Origin of the sequence: Cytobacillus sp. (assembly GCF_032154635.1) — a bacterium.
GTDB lineage: Bacteria > Bacillota > Bacilli > Bacillales > Cytobacillaceae > Cytobacillus.
Genome location: NZ_JALDXW010000002.1, coordinates 173,905 through 194,675, shown reverse-complemented (window position 1 = coordinate 194,675; position 20,771 = coordinate 173,905). Strand labels below are relative to the sequence as shown.

Genomic DNA, 20,771 nt, shown 5'->3' with positions numbered 1-20,771 from the left:
ATCTGCACCCTGAAAATGATCAGGGTGTTTTTTATTGGGAAAAAATAGGAGGGATAAGCTTGAAACACTTACTTCAGACATCAGATTTAGCGATTAATGATATTTCTCGAATCCTCGCAGACGCGCAATATTTTTTGGATGGCGGAGACTGGCTACCTAAGAAGAATCAATTTATAGCAAATTTATTTTTCGAAAACAGTACAAGAACAAAATGCAGCTTCGAAGTCGCTGAGAGAAGACTTGGCTTAAATATTATCCCTTTTGAGGTAAGCACATCAAGTGTTTCAAAAGGCGAAACATTATATGACACAGTAAAAACACTTGAGGCAATTGGAGTAAATACGGTTGTCATTCGCCATAATCAAGATCGGTATTTTGATGAGCTTGTCGGAAAATCAAATGTTTCGATCATTAATGCTGGGGATGGCTGTGGCCATCACCCGACACAATCACTGCTTGATTTATTAACCATTAAGCAGGAGTTTGGCAGCTTTGAGGGGCTTAAGGTTGCCATTGTAGGAGATATCAGACATAGCCGTGTGGCAAGGTCGAATGCAGATACACTGGTTCGATTAGGTGCCAAGGTTGTTTTTTCTGGACCAGAAGAGTGGTTTGATGAAGATCTCCTAGAAAATGGTTCATATGAAGATATTGATTCGGCAGTAGAAACATCTGATGTTGTTATGCTGCTGAGAATTCAGCATGAGCGCCATGGGGAGAAGGATACAAAAGCGGCTGATGATTATCATCAAGCCTTTGGATTGACAGTAGAAAGAGAAAAAAGAATGAAGCAAGGAAGCATTATCATGCATCCCGCTCCAGTAAATCGCAACGTGGAAATTGCGGATAGCTTAGTAGAATGTGAACGTTCGAGAATCTTTAAACAAATGAAAAATGGTGTGTACATTAGAATGGCAGTATTAAAGAGGTCTATCGAACAAATGGAAGGGAGCGGTCAGAATGAACACGTTAATCAAAAATGGTCAGTTGCTAACTAATGAAGGGGAATTAAAAACGGCAAATATTTATATAGAGTCTGGAAAAATCATTGAAATTGGTGAAGGACTGGCTAGAGATGCGGAAGAAATCATTGATGCGGAGGGATTGTTAGTTGCTCCAGGATTTCTTGATCTTCACATCCATTTGCGAGAGCCTGGCGGTGAAAAGAAAGAGACGATTGCAACAGGAACAGCAGCCGCTGCAAAGGGAGGATTTACAACCGTTGCTGCTATGCCGAATACTAGACCAGTTCCCGATACGAAGGAACAATTAGATTGGCTGAATAAACGCATTGAAGAAACGGCTTCAGTAAAAGTGCTTCCTTATGCATCAATCACCATCCGTGAGCTTGGCGAGGAATTAACCGATTTTCAAAGTTTGAAAGAAGCGGGAGCATTCGCATTCACTGATGACGGTGTAGGCGTACAATCAGCTGCGATGATGCTGCACGCGATGAAGAAGGCAGCTCAACTTGATATGGCGATTGTTGCCCATTGTGAAGAGAATACGCTGATTAATAAAGGGGCTGTTCATGAAGGGGATTTTTCAGAAAAGAACGGATTAAACGGCATTCCATCTGTTTGTGAATCGGTTCATATTGCAAGGGATGTACTTTTAGCAGAAGCAGCTAACTGCCATTACCATGTCTGCCATATTAGCACAAAGGAATCAGTAAGAGTGGTAAGAGATGCAAAGCGTGCAGGAATTAAGGTAACGGCTGAAGTAACACCACATCATCTGCTTTTATGTGAAGAAGATATCCCAGGTCTTGATGCAAATTATAAAATGAATCCTCCTCTTAGAGGAGCAGCTGATAGAGCAGCTTTAATTGAAGGAATTCTTGATGGAACAATTGATTTTATCGCAACAGATCATGCACCGCATACTGCAGAGGAGAAAGCAGAAGGAATGCAGCTTGCACCATTTGGAATCGTTGGCTTAGAAACAGCTTTCCCGCTTCTCTATACACATTTTGTTGAAAAGGGAATATTTTCATTAAAACAGCTAATCGACTTTCTTACAGTTAAGCCTGCGAAAAGTTTTAATCTCGCATCAGGAAAGCTTGAAATTGGGGCAGCAGCAGATATCGTTTTATTAGACTTGAACCACTCAGAAAAAATTAGTCCAGAGCAATTTTTATCAAAAGGAAAGAATACCCCATTTGCTGGCTGGGAATGTAAAGGCTGGCCAGTGCTAACCATTGTAAATGGAAAAATTGCATGGAGCAAGGAGAGTGTAACAGCATGAAGAAACAGCTAATTTTAGAAGATGGCACTGTTTTTATCGGAGAGGGTTTTGGCAGTGATGAAAATACAATGGGGGAAGTTGTTTTCAATACAGGGATGACGGGCTATCAGGAAATTATTTCAGATCCCTCCTATTGCGGTCAAATTGTGACCCTTACGTATCCTCTTGTTGGCAATTACGGAATAAATCGAGATGATTTTGAATCGATTTATCCAGCCATTCAAGGCTTTATTGTCAAGGAAGCTGCAGACTTTCCTTCCAACTGGAGAAATGAAAAAACACTAAATGAATATTTTCAAATGAAAAATATCCCGGGGATTGCTGGAGTGGATACGAGAAAATTAACGAGAATTATCCGTCAGCATGGAACCTTAAAGGGGGCAATTTGCGGAATAGATGAGGATGTGGCATCCGTATTAGAGAAATTACGAGCGACTAAGCTTCGAATAGACCAAGTGAAGCAGGTCTCCACTAAAACACCTTATCCAAGTCCGGGGCGCGGACGAAGGGTTGTTCTTGTCGATTTTGGCATGAAGCATGGGATATTACGAGAATTGAATAAACGTGACTGTGACGTGATTGTAGTGCCTTTCAACACAACAGCTGAGGAAATTCTTAACTTAAGTCCAGATGGAGTAATGCTCTCAAATGGACCAGGAGATCCAAAAGATGTGCCAGAAGCAATAACAATGATTAATGGATTATTGGGCAAGGTTCCTTTGTTTGGCATCTGTCTTGGACATCAGCTGTTTGCACTTGCTTGCGGTGCTAATACAAAGAAAATGAAATTTGGTCATCGCGGGTCAAACCATCCGGTAAAGGAATTATCAACAGGCAAGGTAGCTATTACTTCTCAAAATCATGGATACACAGTTGAAGAACAATCAATCATCAATACAAGATTAAAAGTTACGCATATTGCTTTAAATGATGGAACAGTTGAAGGATTAAAACATAAAGATTATCCAGCATTTACTGTCCAATATCATCCAGAGGCTTCTCCAGGCCCTGAGGATGCCAACGGCTTATTTGAACAGTTTTTAACTATGATTGAATTTGAGAAACAGGAAGGTGCGAACAAATGCCAAAGCGTACAGATATAAAAAGCATATTAGTTATTGGATCAGGTCCCATCGTCATCGGTCAGGCAGCAGAATTTGATTATGCTGGAACGCAGGCATGTATCGCTCTTAAAGAAGAAGGATACCGAGTCATCCTTGTCAATTCTAATCCAGCAACGATCATGACTGATACAGAAATTGCGGATGCTGTCTATATTGAGCCGCTTACATTGGAATTTGTGAGCCGAATCATTCGCAAAGAACGTCCAGATGCACTTGTCCCAACACTTGGAGGACAAACTGGGCTTAACCTTGCAGTAGAACTCGCTAAATCAGGTGTCCTAGATGAATGTGGGGTAGAAATTTTAGGAACAAAGCTTTCGGCAATTGAAAAGGCTGAAGATCGAGACCTTTTCAGAAATCTTATGAATGAGCTCGGCGAGCCAGTGCCTGAAAGTGACATTATCCATACGCTGGAAGAGGCATATGAATTTGTGAACAAGATTGGCTTTCCTGTCATTGTTCGTCCAGCATTCACCCTTGGAGGAACAGGCGGAGGCATCTGCCATAATAGGGAAGAACTTATTGAAATTGTTACAAGCGGTTTGAAAAATAGCCCAGTGACACAATGTTTATTAGAGAAGAGCATTGCCGGATACAAAGAAATTGAATACGAGGTTATGAGAGATTCAGGCGATCATGCCATTGTTGTTTGCAACATGGAAAACATTGATCCAGTTGGCGTCCATACAGGGGATTCGATTGTCGTTGCTCCAAGCCAGACACAAAGTGACCGTGAATATCAATTATTAAGAAATGTTTCATTGAAAATTATCCGTGCGTTAGGAATCGAAGGAGGCTGTAATGTTCAGCTGGCACTCGATCCGTTTAGCTTCAATTATTATATTATTGAAGTTAACCCAAGGGTAAGCCGTTCATCTGCGTTAGCATCGAAAGCAACTGGCTACCCAATAGCAAAGCTTGCAGCAAAAATTGCAGTCGGCTTAACGTTGGATGAAATGATGAACCCCGTTACTGGTAAAACATATGCAAGCTTCGAGCCAGCACTAGATTATATTGTCACGAAAATTCCCCGCTGGCCGTTCGATAAATTTGAATCAGCCAATCGTTCACTTGGAACACAAATGAAGGCAACAGGCGAGGTAATGGCAATCGGACGCACATTTGAGGAATCATTGTTAAAAGCTGTGCGTTCTCTAGAAGCAAATGTGTTTCATTTAACACTAAATGAGGCAAATGAGATTAGTGATGAACTGATAGAAAAAAGAATCCGTAAGGCTGGGGATGAACGACTATTCTATATCGGTGAAGCACTAAGAAGAGGGGTTACAATCGAGACCATTCACGAATGGAGCCAAATTGACCTATTTTTCCTGCACAAAATGAAGAAAATTATTTCCTTTGAAAAGGAACTCTCAGCCAATCGATTTGAAAAGGAACATGCAAGAAAAGCGAAGGAGATGGGCTTTGCTGATTGTACCATCGCTAAAGCCTGGGATACGACTGAATTAGAGGTTTATAAATGGAGAGCTGATAATGGCATCGTGCCTGTTTATAAAATGGTTGATACTTGTGCGGCCGAATTTGAATCGGAAACACCGTATTACTATGGCACATATGAGGAAGAAAATGAATCGGTGGTGACAGACCGAAAGAGTGTTGTTGTTCTCGGTTCAGGACCGATCCGCATCGGGCAAGGGGTTGAATTTGATTATGCAACTGTACATTCGGTTTGGGCGATTAAAGAAGCGGGTTATGAAGCTATTATTATTAATAACAACCCTGAAACAGTTTCAACAGACTTCAGTATTTCCGATAAGCTCTACTTCGAGCCGCTGACGATTGAAGACGTCATGCATATTATTGACTTAGAAAAACCTGAAGGAGTTGTTGTTCAGTTTGGCGGGCAAACAGCGATTAATCTCGCTGCTAGTCTAGTAGAAAGAGGCGTGAAAATTCTAGGGACTTCACTTGAGAATCTTGATCGTTCAGAGGATCGAGATAAGTTTGAACAAGCCTTATCTGAACTTCATATTCCCCAGCCAAAGGGAAAAACAGCTTTATCTGTTGAAGAGGCTGTCAAAATTGCGAATGGCATTGGCTACCCTGTACTTGTCCGCCCATCCTATGTTCTTGGCGGACGTGCGATGGAAATTGTTTATAAAGAGGAAGAGCTTCTTCATTACATGAAAAATGCGGTAAAGATTAATCCAGAGCATCCTGTATTAATTGACCGTTATTTAACAGGGAAGGAAATTGAAGTGGATGCAATCTCAGATGGTGAAACAGTCGTAATCCCTGGAATTATGGAACATATTGAGCGGGCAGGCGTCCACTCTGGTGACTCGATTGCCGTGTATCCGCCACAGAGTATCTCCCCTGAGGTAAAAGGTAAGCTAGTGGATTATACAAAAAAGCTTGCTAAGGGACTTGGGATCATAGGCTTACTGAACATCCAGTACATTGTCGCAAATGAAGAAGTGTTTGTAATTGAAGTGAATCCAAGATCAAGCCGAACCGTGCCTTTCTTAAGCAAAATTACTAATGTGCCGATGGCAAATATCGCAACAAAAGTGATACTAGGACAATCGCTAAGGGAACAAGGATATCAAACAGGTCTTGTGCCAGAAAAAACAGGAGTATATGTAAAAGTACCGGTCTTCTCTTTTGCAAAATTAAGAAGAGTAGATATTACACTCGGACCAGAAATGAAATCAACCGGGGAGGTAATGGGAAAAGATTCAACGCTTGAAAAAGCTTTATATAAAGGATTAGTTGCCTCTGGTATGAAGATTCATTCATTTGGTTCGGTTCTAATGACTGTTGCTGATAAGGATAAGGAAGAATCACTTGATCTTGCTAAACGCTTTGCATCAATTGGTTATCGTTTGCTGGCTACGAGCGGAACAGCACAGCTTTTGCAGGCTGCAGGGATTGCCGTTGAAGTAGTTGATAAGATTGGATCAGAGGGTCCAAATTTACTTGATGTCATCCGAAATGGCAAGGCGCAAATTGTCATTAATACGTTAACAAAAGGAAAACAGCCGGAACGAGACGGCTTCCGCATTCGTCGTGAAGCTGTTGAAAATGGCGTTCCATGTTTAACTTCGCTAGACACAGCAGATGCGATTTTAAAGGTAATTGAATCAATGAACTTTTCAGCAGATGCAATGGAAAAGCCAGCTGAAATCCAGGAGGCGGTCTTCGCGTGATCAAAAAAGAATTATGCCAAATCGTTTCTCAAGCAGAAATAGCGGAACATATATTCAGGCTCACCCTTCAAGGTGAGCTTGTCCGCGAAATGGATGAGCCTGGACAATTTGTTCATTTGAAGGTATCTAACCATGCTGAACCACTTCTAAGACGGCCGATAAGTATTTCTGATATTAATAAGAAGGAAAACCAATTTACAATGATTTATCGTGCAGAAGGCAGGGGAACTTCATTACTTTCTGAGAAAAAGCCAGGGGAAGTTGTTGATGTGCTTGGTCCTCTAGGGAAGGGTTTCCCAATTGAGGCGGTGTCGGCTGGAGAGGTAGCGTTGCTCGTTGGTGGGGGTATTGGGGTTCCTCCCTTATATGAGCTATCTAAGCAGCTTGTCAAACGTGGGGTTAAAGTCATCCACGTTCTTGGATTCCAATCAGAAAAAGTTGTTTTTTATGAAGAGGATTTTACAAAGCTAGGCGACACATACGTTGCTACAGTTGATGGCAGTTATGGCACGAAGGGCTTTGTCACCAACATCATTGAAGATCGGAAGCTTACGTTTGATGTGCTTTATTCATGCGGTCCAACACCAATGCTAAAAGCACTTGAGCATAATTATCAGGATAAGAAAGTTTACCTTTCATTAGAAGAACGGATGGGCTGTGGGATCGGTGCTTGCTTTGCATGTGTTTGCCACACTGGTGATGATCCTACAGGACACACATATAAAAAGGTTTGCAGTGACGGACCCGTTTTTAAAGCTGGGGAGGTGCTTCTATGAACTCATTACAAATAAGCTTGCCCGGACTAGAATTAAAGAATCCAATTATGCCTGCTTCAGGCTGCTTTGGTTTTGGCCGTGAATTCAGCCAGCTTTTTGATCTTAGCTTACTTGGGGCGATTATGATAAAAGCAACTACGTATGAACCTCGTTTTGGGAATCCGACTCCTCGAGTTTCTGAAACTTCGGCAGGAATGTTAAATGCAATTGGGCTGCAAAATCCTGGGCTTGTAAAAGTAATGAATGAAGAACTGCCATGGCTTGATCAATTCGATGTTCCGATTATTGCCAATGTTGCGGGTTCACAAGAGGAAGATTATATTACAGTCGCGCAAGAAATTTCTAAAGCACCGAATGTTCATGCCTTGGAATTAAATATTTCCTGTCCGAATGTCAAAACAGGTGGCATCGCTTTTGGAACGATCCCTGAGGTGGCTAAAAGTTTAACAAAAAAAGTCAAGGAAGTGTCCCAAGTTCCTGTTTATGTCAAGCTTTCGCCTAATGTGACAAATATAGTCGAAATGGCAAAGGCTGTAGAAGATGGCGGTGCAGATGGATTAACGATGATTAATACGCTCGTTGGTATGAGACTTGATATGAAGACTGGGAAACCAATTTTAGCAAATAAAACAGGCGGATTATCTGGTCCTGCGATAAAGCCAGTTGCCATACGAATGATTTATGAGGTGAGTCAACACGTATCTCTGCCGATTATTGGCATAGGCGGCGTTCAATCGGCGGAAGATGTAATTGAGTATTATTATGCAGGGGCTAGTGCGGTTGCTGTCGGTACTGCAAATTTTGTCGACCCATTCGTCTGTCCAACAATCATTGAAGAATTACCGGAAATAGTAAGAAGCTTAGGCTTTGACCATATTTCTGAATGTACCGGAAGGAGCTGGAAAAATGGATAAATCACTTATTATCGCGCTTGATTTTGCTGATAAAAAGGAAGTATTTCATTTTTTAAATCAATTTGGAGACGAGAGGCTTTTTGTGAAAGTAGGCATGGAGCTTTATTACCAGGAAGGTCCTAGTATCCTATTTGATTTAAAAGAAAAAGGGCATAATATTTTCCTTGATTTAAAGCTCCATGACATCCCGAATACGGTCAAAGGAGCAATGAAGGGACTGGCTCGTCTTGGCTGCGATTTAGTGAATGTTCATGCTGCAGGCGGGAAAGAAATGATGGAAGCTGCTCTAGAAGGTTTGGATGCGGGTACAGCTGCTGGGAACAACAGACCTTCTTGTATTGCTGTGACACAGTTAACGAGCACTTCAGAAGAGCAAATGCGTGAAGAGCAGCTAATTCAGATCCCATTGGAGGAATCCGTTCTTCATTATGCTGCTTTAACAAAAAGATCTGGCCTTGACGGGGTTGTATGCTCAACATTCGAAGCTAAGTCCATTCGTCATTTACTCGGTCATTCCTTTTTAACAGTTGTCCCGGGGATTCGACTACAATCAGATGATGTTCAGGATCAAAAACGAGTAGCAACTCCTGCATATGCTAAATCTGAAGGTGCATCAGCAATCGTTGTCGGCCGACCAATTACAAAATCAGTTAACCCTTTGGAAAAATATATGGAATTCAAACAATCATGGGAGGGTGTTCATCAATGAAACAACAAATTGCCGAACGATTACTAGAAATTAAAGCTGTTGCCTTACAGCCAAGTGACCCTTTTACATGGTCATCTGGCATGCGCTCACCGATTTATTGTGATAATCGGTTAACGCTTACTTATCCTGCGGTTCGGAAGGAGATTGCTAATGGATTGAAAGAAATTATATTAGCGAAGTTTCCAGAAACTGAAGTTATCGCTGGAACTGCAACTGCTGGAATTCCTCATGCAGCCTGGGTTAGCGACTTAATGGATTTGCCGATGTGCTATGTTCGATCCAAGCCCAAGGGCCATGGGCAAGGAAACCAAATTGAAGGAAAAGTCACGGCTGGTCAAAAAGTTGTTGTCGTTGAGGATTTGATCTCAACAGGCGGAAGTGTCATCACAGCAGTTGAGGCATTGCGCAAAGCAGGATGTGAAGTATTAGGGGTTGTCGCTATCTTTACTTACCAATTGGATAAGGGAAGAAAATTGCTTGAAAATGCAAATGTTTCAGCTGTTGCACTGACTGATTTTGATACCCTTTCACAGATTGCTAAAGAAAAAGGCTATATTCAGGAAGAAGATATGGAAAAGCTTGCTGAATGGCGAAGAAATCCAGCAGCATGGGGAACAGTGAATCAATAATGTAGTTCAAAAAACGACAACTGAACATAATAGATCATTATTTCAATTTCCTAATGGATCAGTCTAAGTGAAAAATGGAACTCTCTCAAAGTATGGTTAGGTACAAAGAGAGTTCTATTTTTTTGTCTAAATGACAGTAGGGCTATAATGAAAAAAGAACTAAGCGGTAATCAAAGAGAGGTGATGATGCCCATTAAGGAAGAAAAATAGCATTAAAAGGTAATCGTAGAATAATTATGATGTACTTTAGAACGAAAAGAATTGCAACATACATATTTGATAGTAATCAAAGGTGATTCCATATCGTCCATCAAAGAAGGCTGCCTATTATTTTAGATGGGACGAGGTTCCTGTCCCCTCGTCCCACATTATTTTACCCTTGTCTTAATGAAAGAACTATTTCCTCATCTGGGGTCACATAAACAGTCTGCTGGTTCTCGTAGATCACAAATCCAGGTTTGGCACCGCTAGGTTTTTTTACATGCCGAACTTGAGTAAAATCTACTGGTACTGAACTTGAGTTACGTGCTTTGCTGTAATATGCCGCTAAATTAGCCGCCTCTAATATTGTTGTTTCGGCAGGCTCCTTGCTGCGAATTACTACATGCGACCCAGGAATATCTTTTGTATGCAGCCAAATTTCGTCTCTTGCTGCTAATTTATTTGTTAAGTAGTCATTTTGTTTATTGTTTTTTCCGACATAGATTTCCGTTCCATCAGTAGAGATGTAGCGGTCAAGGATTGGTTTTGCATTTTGATACTTTTTATTTTTCCTTTTTTGTCTGTCTCTAATATAGCCGCCTTCGATTAATTCTTCACGTATTCCTTCAATATCCTTTGGTGATGCGGATTCTACCTGCTGGAGCAAGGCTTCGAAATAAGCAAACTCTTTCTTAGTCATTTCGATTTGTTCTTTTACAATTGAAATTGCATTCTTTGCTTTTTGGTATTTAGTGAAATATTTCTGTGCATTTTCAGATGGTGTTTTTTGCGGATCAAGCGGAATGATTACCATTGCTCCGTTTTCGTCATAATAATTATTGACCTCTACCGCCTTCATTCCCTTTTTAATCGCATATATGTTTGCGGTGATCAGTTCACCGTAAAGCTGGTGCTGATCAGCATTCTCTGCTTCTTTTAATGTTGCTTCCAGTTTTTTTAGTTTTTTTTCATTTTTATCTTTTTCATTGTGAATAAAGCGCTCTAAGTCATTTGCATGCTGCTTGACACGATCCCGCTCTGCCTTGCCAAAATAAAAACGATCAAGCATATCACTTAGTGAATTGAATTCTTTAGATTCCCCTTGTAAATGCTCTAAAGGAAAAAGGTAGAAACTTTCCTTCAGCTCACCGCTCGTGATAGCAGGGGAAATTTGGTGATTTGTCAGCAATTGGATATAGCGTAAGAATGTTTTGGGAACAGTTGTCCTGTTAGCCAATCCAGCGTGGAATAGCACTTCTTTTGCCAGCAATGGTGATATTCCAGCAAAGGCACTAACAAGCTGTTTGTCAAGTTTCCCGCTATTAAAATCAATTTGCCGTAATACATCTTCCTCGCTTGCCTCAAAAGGATTCATCTTATCCTGTTGCGGAGGCAAAACATATTCCTGGCCAGGCAAAATAGCCCGATGGCTATTTACGGCAAATGACACATGTTTAATGCTGTCCAAAATTATATTTCTTGTTTTATCGACTAAGGTAATATTGCTATGTCTGCCCATTATTTCTACAATTAACTGTTTGTAAGAGGTATCACCAATCTCATTTCTTCCTTTAACTTCGAAAATAATAATTCGGTCTAAGCCAACCTGACGTATTTCCTCTAGAAAAAATCCTTCGAGATGCTTTCTTAACAGCATGCAAAACATCGGCGGCTCTGAAGGGTTATCATGTGCTTCGTTTGTTAGCTGGACTCTTGCATAGCTTGGATGAGCAGAGAGCAGCAGCTTATGATTTTTTCCGTTTGCTCTTACTACCAAAATGATTTCATTTTTATATGGCTGATGGATTTTATTAATTCTTCCCCCTTTTAACTCATGGGTAAGCTCTTCCGTTATAGCCCTCGTAAATAAACCGTCGAATGACATATGTAACATCCTTTTCTATTTAAGTTTGCCTTGGCTCTAAATTGTAGGACTTTCTGCTGAGGAGTAGCCAATGGGCTCATATGGATCCAATTATCGTTATTATATTGCATCCCTAATTGCCATTTTTCCCTTTTTTAGGGTGCATGTCCCCTATTGGTTCCATCAATTCTTTCTTCCCACTTTTAGGGAATCAATAATCCTTAATGATTCTCCATCATCGCTTTTTTCCCCATCTTTAGTAGCCAAACATTTCAAACACAAACCACTTTTGATCTTAAGCGTGTCGGGTCTGACCAAGCCGATGGCGCTTTTAATAATATCATAGCATTTTTTTGGACAAGGCTGAATAAGCTTTCTTTAGATGATAAGTATGGCTGGAGGAGGAAGTGATGTCCGAATGAAGTTCCATGAAATGAATGAAACAGAAGTGGAGCAGGCACTTAATACAGATGTGTCAACAGGCTTAACTGACGATGATGTAAAAAAACGCAGAAGTCAATACGGAAAGAATGAATTAGAAGAAGGGGAAAAGCAATCAGCCTTACTCTTGTTTTTTAGTCAATTTAAGGATTTCATGGTCCTTGTTTTACTTGCTGCAACACTTATTTCTGGACTGCTTGGTGAATACATTGATGCGATTGCAATCATTGCCATCGTTATTATTAATGGATTGCTTGGATTTTTTCAAGAAAGAAAGGCAGAAAGGTCACTGCAAGCATTAAAAGAACTCTCTGCTCCACAAGTTAGTGTTTTAAGAGATGGAGAGTGGATAAAGATTCCTTCAAAAGATGTAGTTGTTGGGGATCTTCTCAAATTTTCGAGTGGTGATCGAGTAGGGGCGGATGTAAGAATCATTGAATCGAATAGTTTAGAGGTAGAGGAATCCGCTTTAACAGGGGAATCATTGCCGGTATCAAAAATTACAAGCGCGATCAAAAAGTCAAATATCGGAATAGGCGATATGGAAAATATGGCTTTTATGAGCACACTGGTTACACGCGGCAGCGGGTTAGGGATCGTTGTGGCAACAGGGATGAAAACGGCAATGGGACAAATTGCCGATTTATTGCAAAATGCAGAAACAATGACGACTCCTTTACAGAGAAGGCTGGAACAGCTCGGGAAAATTCTCATTACTGTTGCATTAATTCTTACAATGCTTGTCGTAGTAGCTGGAGTCATTCAAGGGCATGATCTTTATACGATGTTCTTAGCAGGAGTTTCGTTAGCTGTTGCAGCTATCCCTGAAGGATTGCCGGCGATTGTAACAGTAGCCCTTTCACTGGGTGTCCAGCGAATGATCAAGAAAAAAGCAATAGTTCGAAAGCTTCCTGCAGTAGAAACGCTAGGCTGTGCTTCTGTTATTTGTTCTGATAAAACAGGAACGATGACTCAAAATAAGATGACGGTTACCCATTTATGGAGCGGAGGAAAACAATGGCTTGTTGATGGAGTCGGTTATGAGCCTCAAGGGAAATTTTATCGAAATGACAATCAGGTGGAACCGAAGGAAGAAAAGGCGCTTCAGCAAATGCTTATGTTTGGGATGCTCTGTAACCATGCGGAAATAAATAGAAAAGAGAATGAATATGTGATTGATGGGGATCCAACGGAAGGGGCTTTGCTTGTTGCAGCAATGAAAGCTGGATATAATCGTGATACATTGCTTAGTCAGTTCCATATTATGAAGGAATTTCCTTTCGATTCTGAAAGAAAAATGATGAGTATCATAGTTAAAGATCAGCATGGCAAGCAATATGTTGTTACAAAGGGAGCACCAGATGTATTAGGAGCTGTTTGTGAATCTATTCTTTGGGATGGAAAACGTAAATTGTTGAATCGAGAAGCTGCCGGACATATCCAAAAGGCAATAGAAGATTTAGCTTCACAGGCATTAAGAACGATTGCGATCGGTGTAAAAGAATTATCCCCAAACACCATCATCCTCGATGAAAAGGAAGCGGAAAAGGGATTAACCTTTATTGGTCTTCAAGGAATGATTGACCCGCCTAGACCCGAAGTAAAGGATGCAGTAAAAGAGTGTAAAGAAGCGGGAATTAAAACGGTTATGATTACTGGAGATCATGTGATTACAGCGAAGGCAATTGCAAAACAACTTGGCATATTAACGAATAAATCGAAGGTTCTTGATGGGAAAGCTCTGTCTGAAATGAATGTGGATGAGCTTGAAGAGGTTGTCGATGATGTAGCTGTATTTGCTCGAGTCTCACCTGAGCATAAATTGAAAATTGTAAAGGCCTTGCAAAATAAAGGGCATATTGTGGCGATGACAGGCGATGGTGTCAATGATGCACCTGCGATAAAAGCTGCAGATATCGGTGTAGCCATGGGCATTACAGGAACAGATGTGGCTAAGGAAGCATCTGCACTCGTTCTGTTAGATGATAATTTTGCAACAATTAAAGCGGCAATCAAAGAAGGCAGAAATATTTATGAAAATATTCGTAAGTTCATTCGATACTTGCTTGCTTCTAATGTAGGGGAAATTCTTGTTATGTTATTTGCGATGATATTAGGACTTCCACTTCCATTAGTGCCCATTCAAATTCTATGGGTGAACCTCGTGACTGACGGACTTCCGGCGATGGCATTAGGTCTTGATCAACCTGAAGATAATGTGATGAAAAGAAAGCCGAGAAACCCAAGAGAGGGCGTTTTTGCGAGAGGACTTGGATGGAAGGTTGTGTCAAGAGGGTTCTTAATTGGAGTAGCGACATTACTTGCGTTTATATTCGCCTATCATTCCAACCCAGATAATTTAGCCTATGCCCAAACTGTTGCCTTTGCGACACTAGTACTCGCACAATTGATCCATGTATTTGATTGCCGAAGTGAAAAATCAGTATTCGCGAGGAATCCATTAGGGAACAAATATTTAGTATGGGCGGTTATTTCTTCCTTACTATTGCTTTTCGTCGTTATTTATTACTCACCGTTACAGCCTATTTTCCATACGGTTCCAATAGAAATGAAAGATTGGCTAATGATTACTGGACTTGCTGCAGTCCCAACATTTTTACTAGCAGGGTCATTTTTACTGACAAAAAGAAAATAAATTATGTTATAATTAAAAAGGTAGTAGAGATTTTCTCTACTACTTTTTTCTGTGTAACTGGATGATCTTATATAAAATGTTTGCTAATGCTATTTATTTTGCATACAATTTCCTACATTTATGATAAAATACGAACTAATTGCTTGTAGTAATTACATAAAAATGACATTCCTTTCAGACAGGATGTGTTACATATGGTCGTTAGTATGACTGGTTTTGGCAGAAGCAAAAAAAGTTCAAATCAATTTTCTGCACTTGTAGAAATAAAGTCGGTTAATCACCGATTTTCCGAGTACCAGATCAAGGTGCCGAGACAGCTTCTTCATATGGAAGATAAAATAAAGAAAAAGCTTGGTGAGTTTATTCATCGTGGCAGAATTGAAGTATATGTAACAGTAGAAGGCGATCGGCTAGCCACTCGTCAAGTACAGGTTGATTGGGCTTTATTAGATGAGTATCACCAATACATTACGAAAATTATGGATCGATTTTCCATTGTTCAGGGACCTGCAATTCATGACTTTATAAGAGATGAAATCATTTCAATTGAAGAAAAGGATACTGGAAATGAGGAAATTGAAAAAATTGTGCTGGCTGCAATTGAAGAGGCAAGTCGTCACTTATTGCAAATGCGGATCATGGAAGGTGCTGAGCTAGAAAAGGATTTAAAGCTTCATCTTCATGAAATGGCTAAACGAATTAATCATTTAAAAGAGCTTGCACCAAATGTTGTAGGGCAATATCAAGAGCGTCTAACCAAACGAATGAGCTTGTTTTTAGAAGGTCAGCTGGATGAAGCAAGAATTTTAACAGAAGTAGCTCTATTCGCAGATAAGGCAGATATTAGTGAAGAGCTGACAAGGCTGTTAAGCCATATGAATCAGTTTGATGCGACTCTTCTAGTAAATGACCGCGTTGGCAGAAAATTAGATTTCTTAATTCAAGAAATGAACAGGGAAGTAAATACAATCGGTTCAAAGGCAAATGATGCGGCAATTGCCTCTGAGGTTGTTGAGCTGAAAAGCTGTCTCGAAAAAATGAAAGAACAAGTGCAGAATATTGAATAAGGTTTGTTTAGAAATGGTTTTGCGGGGTCAAAATATATAACTGATGCTTGGAGGACGAATATGTCGATTAAATTAATTAATATCGGTTTTGGCAATATTGTGTCAGCTAACCGCATAATCTCAATAGTCAGCCCGGAATCAGCACCAATCAAAAGAATTATACAAGATGCCCGTGACCGTGGGTCATTAATTGATGCGACATACGGCAGAAGAACAAGAGCAGTTATTGTAATGGATAGTGATCATGTTATCCTTTCAGCTGTTCAGCCTGAAACTGTGGCTCATCGCTTAAATGACCGTGATGAAATAATCGATGAAGGGTAGGATGGATGAATGCAGGAAAAAGGATTATTAATTGTTTTATCTGGCCCTTCTGGCGTTGGTAAGGGAACGGTAAGGAAGGAGATCTTTTCACAGCCTGATACAGCTTTTGAATATTCAATTTCAATGACTACAAGGTCTCCTAGAGAAGGAGAAGTAGATGGAGTAGATTATTTTTTCAAAACACGCGAGGAATTTGAAACGTTAATTGAGCAGGATAAACTGCTTGAGTATGCAGAGTTTGTCGGGAACTATTACGGAACGCCTGTTGACTATGTGAGGGAGACGCTGGATCAAGGGAAAGATGTTTTTCTAGAAATCGAGGTTCAAGGGGCACGCCAGGTACGTGAAAAATTCCCTGATGGATTATTTATTTTTTTAGTACCGCCTAGTTTGTCAGAGCTAAAAAATCGAATTGTAACTAGGGGTACGGAAACGGAAGATGTAATTAACAACCGGATGACGGTTGCGAAAGAAGAAATAGAAATGATGAATTTATATGACTATGTTGTAGAAAATGATCAGATTGAGCGCGCATGTGATAGAATAAAGGCGATTGTTGTAGCTGAACACTGCCGCCGGGAACGAGTAGAACCAAGATATATTAAAATGCTGGAGGTAGATTAAATGCTTTATCCATCTATTGATTCATTAATGACAAAAATTGATTCTAAATATTCACTTGTATCTGTAGCTGCAAAGCGTGCTAGAAAAATGCAAGAAAATGCCAAGCCACAGTTAGACAAATATGTTTCCCATAAAAACGTTGGTAAGGCACTTGAGGAAATTAATGCGGATCAGCTTCATTATCGTCTATCAGCTAAAATTAAGGACGAATCTTACGAATAACTGACAAAAATAACAACCTCTCTTCAGGTTGTTATTTTTATTTCGCTCGACTTAAAACGTGAAAAAAAGCCATTCTTCTTGCATAATAAAGGAGAGAAAATGATAGAAATAGATGGGGGTTTTAAAATGCTGCACGGAAAAAAAATACTATTATGTGTAACAGGTGGGATTGCTGTATATAAGGCAGCCGCTCTAACAAGCAAGCTTACCCAGGCAGGTGCAGATGTGAAGGTAATCTTAAGTGAATCTGCCTGTGAATTTGTTGCCCCGCTTACATTCCAAGCATTATCAAGAAATGATGTTTATACAGATACATTTGATGAAAAGGACGCTAAGGTCATTGCCCATATTGATCTTGCAGATTGGGCTGACCTCATATTAGTAGCACCAGCAACGGCAAATGTGATTGGAAAACTGGCAAATGGCATTGCTGATAATATGATTACAACTACATTGCTTGCGGCAACAAAACCAGTCTGGATCGCCCCTGCAATGAATGTCCATATGTATAGTCATCCAGCTGTTCAGAAAAACATTGAGACTTTATATCGCTTTGGGCATCGATTTATTGAGCCTGGAGAAGGCTATCTTGCTTGTGGTTATGTAGGGAAGGGCCGTCTCGAAGAACCGGAGAAAATTGTTGACAATATCGAGCGTTTTTTCCATCAAAGTGCTTCCAAGCTTTCAGGCAGAAAAATTGTCATTACAGCCGGACCTACCCGCGAAAAAATAGATCCCGTCAGATATATTACCAATCATTCCTCTGGAAAAATGGGCTATGCTATAGCAGAAGAGGCGGTACGAACAGGTGCAAAGGTTGTCCTCATTTCTGGACCTGTCAACATCGCTGCACCTGCAGGAGTAGAGCTTATTCAAGTGGAGAGTGCCGAAGAAATGTACCAGGCTGTTATAAAGGAATTTAATCATGCAGATATTGTCATCAAAACCGCTGCTGTCGCAGATTATCGTCCTAAAACGAGCTATGATTATAAGGTAAAGAAAAAAGATGGGGACGAGTGTATGGAGCTTGAAAGAACAACGGATATTCTTTTTGAGCTAGGAAGAAACAAGAAAGAACAGATTCTCATTGGCTTTGCTGCAGAAACGGACAATGTCGCTGAATACGCACAGAAAAAGCTTTTGAAGAAAAATGCTGATATGATCGTAGCCAATAATGTAAAGACTGCAGGTGCTGGATTCGGTACGGATACAAACATTGTAACGCTCTTCAAACGGGATGGGAGTGCAACAGAGTTACCTCTTCAATCGAAAAACGAAGTTGCCATAGCGATCCTAAATGAAGCTGCGCAATTAATAGGGAATGAAATGAAATGACGATTGCCAGTGTGATTGTAGATGTGCCTGCTAAACAAACGGACAGGCCGTTTGATTATGTAATTCCAGATCATTTAGTTCAAGTGGTCAAGCCGGGAATGAGAGTCATCGTTCCCTTTGGTCCTCGAAAAATTCAAGGTTTTGTTATTGCAGTAAAGCCAGAATCAGAATTTGGCAAATTAAAAGAACTAATAGAACCAATGGATATAACGCCGATATTAAATCAAGAGCTATTAGCACTTGGAGAATGGCTGACCTATGAAACACTTTGCTATAAAATTTCTGCTTTTCAAGTGATGCTCCCTGCTGCATTAAAAGCAAAATATGAAAAAAAACTAAAAATGTCTGCAGATGTGAATAACCTGCCAGCTGAGATCAGAGCTGTGTTTGGACCTAATGATATGATTCCTTGGGAGGAAGCAGTAAAACTTGGCTGTTTGAACCTTTTACAAAAGGAAGTTGCAAACGGAACTGTTGAAATTATATATGAAGTAAAAGAGCGTGTGAGAAAGAAAAAGTTAAAACATATCCAGTCTAGGCTAACAAAACAGCAATTAGAAGAAGAGAAGGAACACTTGCCTATCCAAGCTGCAAAACAGAAGGAAGTCATTGATTTTTTTCTTCATGCAGATGCGCCAGTAGAGTTGCGCAAGCTATTATCAACACTTGGTATTTCTGCTTCAACAATTAAGGGATTGGTTCAAAAGGGAATTCTTGTGGAAAAAGAGATGGAAGTGTATCGTGATCCATTTGAAGAAAGAGTTTTTTCGCACACAGAACCACTACCTCTTACAGCTGATCAGCAAATAGCGATGACTCCAATTCTTGCATCCATAAGTGAGCATAAACATCAAACCTTTTTATTATATGGGGTGACAGGGAGTGGAAAGACGGAAGTATACCTTCAATCGATTCAAAAAGTGCTGCAGGAAGGGAAAGAGGCCATTGTTCTTGTTCCAGAAATATCATTAACCCCGCAAATGGTTAAACGCTTTAAAGGAAGATTTGGAAATGAAGTGGCCGTTCTACATAGCGGGCTTTCCGCTGGGGAGAAATATGATGAGTGGCGAAAGATCCAGAAGAAGGAAGTAAAAGTTGTTGTCGGAGCAAGATCGGCCATATTTGCTCCATTCGAAAATTTAGGGATTATTATCATTGATGAGGAACATGAGACAAGCTACAAGCAAGAGGATAATCCAAAGTATCATGCGCGAAATGTCGCAATTAAACGCGGGAATACCCATCAGTGTCCTGTTGTGCTAGGAAGTGCTACCCCCTCACTTGAATCTTTTGCAAGGTCACAAAAGGGTGTATATACCCTGCTTACTATGCCAAATCGGATGAATAATCAAATGATGCCTCGAGTAGATATCATTGATATGAGGGAAGAATTACGAGAGGGCAATCGCTCGATGTTTTCTCGTCTTCTTTTAGAAAAAATCGAGGACAGATTAGATAAAAATGAACAAATTGTTCTTTTCCTTAATAAAAGAGGCCATTCATCATTCGTTTTGTGTAGAGACTGCGGGTATGTTGTCAATTGTCCAAACTGTGATATCTCCCTGACGTATCACCGCGCCAATCAGCGAATGAAATGTCATTATTGCGGATATGAGGCAAATGTAGCTAATACTTGTCCAGAATGTAACAGTGAGCATATTCGGTACTTTGGCACTGGCACACAAAAAGTAGAAGAAGAGCTAGTCAAAATTTTGCCACACGCGAAAGTGATACGAATGGATATAGATACAACAAGCCGGAAAGGCTCACATGAAAAGCTGCTTGACCAATTTCAAGAAGGGCATGCAGATATTCTTTTAGGCACGCAAATGATTGCAAAGGGTCTTGATTTTCCAAATATTACATTAGTCGGTGTTTTATCAGCGGATACGATGCTTCATTTACCCGACTTCCGTTCATCTGAGAAAACCTTTCAACTATTAACACAAGTAAGCGGTCGAGCGGGGAGGCATGAGAAAGAAGGAGAAGTTGTTATTCAAACCTATACGCCTGAGCATTATAGTGTGGAACTTGCAGGAGAACAGGACTTTGACCGCTTTTATGAAAAAGAAATGATGATGCGGAAAATCCATAAGTACCCTCCTTTTTATTATATTTCTCTCATCACAGTCAGCCATGAAGAATTAATGAAAACAGTGTCGATAACAGAAAAGATAACCGCGTATATTCGATCCAGACTTTCCGATGAAGCGATATGTTTAGGCCCTGTCGCTTCTCCGATTCCTAGAATCAATAATAGATATCGATATCAATGTTTGATAAAATACAAACGGGAACCAGAGCTAAATCTAGCATTAAAGAAAATACTCGATCAATATCAGCAGGAAATCTCATTAGGAGGTTTGCAAATTTCCGTAGATGTGAATCCATATATTCTTATGTAAAAAGGAACGTATGGTTATGAATACGCAGAAAATTGTTGAAAATAGTTGGATAGAGTTTATACA

Annotated in this window: 16 protein-coding genes; 15 read left to right on the top strand and 1 reads right to left on the bottom strand. The window is 40.2% G+C overall.

What is annotated here, in order from left to right; genetic code table 11:
* Positions 1-59: 59 nt before the first annotated feature.
* Genes RUH74_RS02865 through pyrE form a run of 8 tightly spaced genes read left to right on the top strand, consistent with a single transcriptional unit; the run spans position 60 to position 9,569 of the window.
* Complete coding sequence (locus RUH74_RS02865) at positions 60-998, top strand: aspartate carbamoyltransferase catalytic subunit (protein ID WP_313798738.1); 939 nt, start codon at positions 60-62, stop codon at positions 996-998.
* The gene (locus RUH74_RS02860; protein WP_313798737.1) at positions 961-2,247 is read left to right on the top strand and encodes a dihydroorotase; all 1,287 of its coding nucleotides are present in this window, start codon (positions 961-963) and stop codon (positions 2,245-2,247) included. Before RUH74_RS02865 ends, RUH74_RS02860 begins: the two co-directional genes overlap by 38 nt.
* Positions 2,244-3,350: a carbamoyl phosphate synthase small subunit gene (locus RUH74_RS02855; RefSeq protein ID WP_313798736.1), complete on the top strand. Its 1,107-nt coding sequence runs from the start codon at positions 2,244-2,246 to the stop codon at positions 3,348-3,350. The genes RUH74_RS02860 and RUH74_RS02855 overlap by 4 nt, the downstream gene beginning before the upstream one ends.
* Positions 3,329-6,541 (top strand): carbamoyl-phosphate synthase large subunit, encoded by a 3,213-nt coding sequence (carB, locus tag RUH74_RS02850; RefSeq protein WP_313798735.1) that lies wholly within the window; start codon positions 3,329-3,331, stop codon positions 6,539-6,541. The genes RUH74_RS02855 and carB overlap by 22 nt, the downstream gene beginning before the upstream one ends.
* Positions 6,538-7,317 carry a dihydroorotate dehydrogenase electron transfer subunit gene (locus tag RUH74_RS02845; protein ID WP_396229799.1) on the top strand — a complete coding sequence of 260 codons (780 nt, stop codon included), beginning with the start codon at positions 6,538-6,540 and terminating at the stop codon, positions 7,315-7,317. The genes carB and RUH74_RS02845 overlap by 4 nt, the downstream gene beginning before the upstream one ends.
* The gene (locus tag RUH74_RS02840; RefSeq protein ID WP_313798734.1) at positions 7,314-8,231 is read left to right on the top strand and encodes a dihydroorotate dehydrogenase; all 918 of its coding nucleotides are present in this window, start codon (positions 7,314-7,316) and stop codon (positions 8,229-8,231) included. Before RUH74_RS02845 ends, RUH74_RS02840 begins: the two co-directional genes overlap by 4 nt.
* Positions 8,224-8,940 carry an orotidine-5'-phosphate decarboxylase gene (gene pyrF, locus RUH74_RS02835; protein WP_313798733.1) on the top strand — a complete coding sequence of 239 codons (717 nt, stop codon included), beginning with the start codon at positions 8,224-8,226 and terminating at the stop codon, positions 8,938-8,940. The genes RUH74_RS02840 and pyrF overlap by 8 nt, the downstream gene beginning before the upstream one ends.
* Positions 8,937-9,569, top strand: coding sequence for an orotate phosphoribosyltransferase (gene pyrE / locus RUH74_RS02830; RefSeq protein WP_313798732.1), 633 nt, complete (start codon positions 8,937-8,939; stop codon positions 9,567-9,569). The genes pyrF and pyrE overlap by 4 nt, the downstream gene beginning before the upstream one ends.
* A 373-nt stretch (positions 9,570-9,942) precedes the next feature.
* Here the strand turns inward: pyrE and RUH74_RS02825 are convergent, their stop codons facing one another.
* The gene (locus RUH74_RS02825; RefSeq protein ID WP_313798731.1) at positions 9,943-11,655 is read right to left on the bottom strand and encodes an Rqc2 family fibronectin-binding protein; all 1,713 of its coding nucleotides are present in this window, start codon (positions 11,653-11,655) and stop codon (positions 9,943-9,945) included.
* A gap of 397 nt (positions 11,656-12,052) precedes the next feature.
* Here RUH74_RS02825 and RUH74_RS02820 point away from each other — a divergent pair, with 397 nt between their 5' ends.
* From RUH74_RS02820 to priA, 7 genes are all read left to right on the top strand, one after another.
* Complete coding sequence (locus RUH74_RS02820; RefSeq protein ID WP_313798730.1) at positions 12,053-14,731, top strand: cation-translocating P-type ATPase; 2,679 nt, start codon at positions 12,053-12,055, stop codon at positions 14,729-14,731.
* Positions 14,732-14,925: 194 nt separating this feature from the next.
* Positions 14,926-15,798 (top strand): YicC/YloC family endoribonuclease, encoded by an 873-nt coding sequence (locus RUH74_RS02815; RefSeq protein ID WP_313798729.1) that lies wholly within the window; start codon positions 14,926-14,928, stop codon positions 15,796-15,798.
* Between the two features lie 60 nt (positions 15,799-15,858).
* Positions 15,859-16,122 (top strand): extracellular matrix/biofilm regulator RemA, encoded by a 264-nt coding sequence (gene remA, locus RUH74_RS02810; RefSeq protein WP_003350261.1) that lies wholly within the window; start codon positions 15,859-15,861, stop codon positions 16,120-16,122.
* Between the two features lie 9 nt (positions 16,123-16,131).
* Entirely contained in the window at positions 16,132-16,746 is a 615-nt protein-coding gene (gene gmk / locus RUH74_RS02805) for a guanylate kinase (protein WP_313798728.1), read from the top strand.
* Positions 16,747-16,968: a DNA-directed RNA polymerase subunit omega gene (rpoZ, locus tag RUH74_RS02800; RefSeq protein WP_313798727.1), complete on the top strand. Its 222-nt coding sequence runs from the start codon at positions 16,747-16,749 to the stop codon at positions 16,966-16,968.
* 126 nt (positions 16,969-17,094) lie between these two features.
* Entirely contained in the window at positions 17,095-18,303 is a 1,209-nt protein-coding gene (coaBC, locus tag RUH74_RS02795; protein WP_313798726.1) for a bifunctional phosphopantothenoylcysteine decarboxylase/phosphopantothenate--cysteine ligase CoaBC, read from the top strand.
* Positions 18,300-20,708, top strand: a complete 2,409-nt coding sequence (gene priA, locus RUH74_RS02790) for a primosomal protein N' (RefSeq protein WP_313798725.1) — start codon at positions 18,300-18,302, stop codon at positions 20,706-20,708. Before coaBC ends, priA begins: the two co-directional genes overlap by 4 nt.
* The last annotated feature ends 63 nt before the right edge of the window (positions 20,709-20,771 follow it).

What these genes read in the sequence shown, in the direction of transcription:
- RUH74_RS02820 (WP_313798730.1), top strand. Translation starts at nt 12,053, where the DNA reads ATGAAGTTCCATGAAATGAATGAAACAGAAGTGGAGCAGGCACTTAAT.
- RUH74_RS02860 (WP_313798737.1), top strand. Translation starts at nt 961, where the DNA reads ATGAACACGTTAATCAAAAATGGTCAGTTGCTAACTAATGAAGGGGAA.
- priA (WP_313798725.1), top strand. Translation starts at nt 18,300, where the DNA reads ATGACGATTGCCAGTGTGATTGTAGATGTGCCTGCTAAACAAACGGAC.
- rpoZ (WP_313798727.1), top strand. Translation starts at nt 16,747, where the DNA reads ATGCTTTATCCATCTATTGATTCATTAATGACAAAAATTGATTCTAAA.
- RUH74_RS02840 (WP_313798734.1), top strand. Translation starts at nt 7,314, where the DNA reads ATGAACTCATTACAAATAAGCTTGCCCGGACTAGAATTAAAGAATCCA.
- RUH74_RS02855 (WP_313798736.1), top strand. Translation starts at nt 2,244, where the DNA reads ATGAAGAAACAGCTAATTTTAGAAGATGGCACTGTTTTTATCGGAGAG.
- RUH74_RS02825 (WP_313798731.1), bottom strand. Translation starts at nt 11,655, where the DNA reads ATGTCATTCGACGGTTTATTTACGAGGGCTATAACGGAAGAGCTTACC.
- carB (WP_313798735.1), top strand. Translation starts at nt 3,329, where the DNA reads ATGCCAAAGCGTACAGATATAAAAAGCATATTAGTTATTGGATCAGGT.
- pyrF (WP_313798733.1), top strand. Translation starts at nt 8,224, where the DNA reads ATGGATAAATCACTTATTATCGCGCTTGATTTTGCTGATAAAAAGGAA.
- remA (WP_003350261.1), top strand. Translation starts at nt 15,859, where the DNA reads ATGTCGATTAAATTAATTAATATCGGTTTTGGCAATATTGTGTCAGCT.
- RUH74_RS02815 (WP_313798729.1), top strand. Translation starts at nt 14,926, where the DNA reads ATGGTCGTTAGTATGACTGGTTTTGGCAGAAGCAAAAAAAGTTCAAAT.
- pyrE (WP_313798732.1), top strand. Translation starts at nt 8,937, where the DNA reads ATGAAACAACAAATTGCCGAACGATTACTAGAAATTAAAGCTGTTGCC.
- gmk (WP_313798728.1), top strand. Translation starts at nt 16,132, where the DNA reads ATGCAGGAAAAAGGATTATTAATTGTTTTATCTGGCCCTTCTGGCGTT.
- coaBC (WP_313798726.1), top strand. Translation starts at nt 17,095, where the DNA reads ATGCTGCACGGAAAAAAAATACTATTATGTGTAACAGGTGGGATTGCT.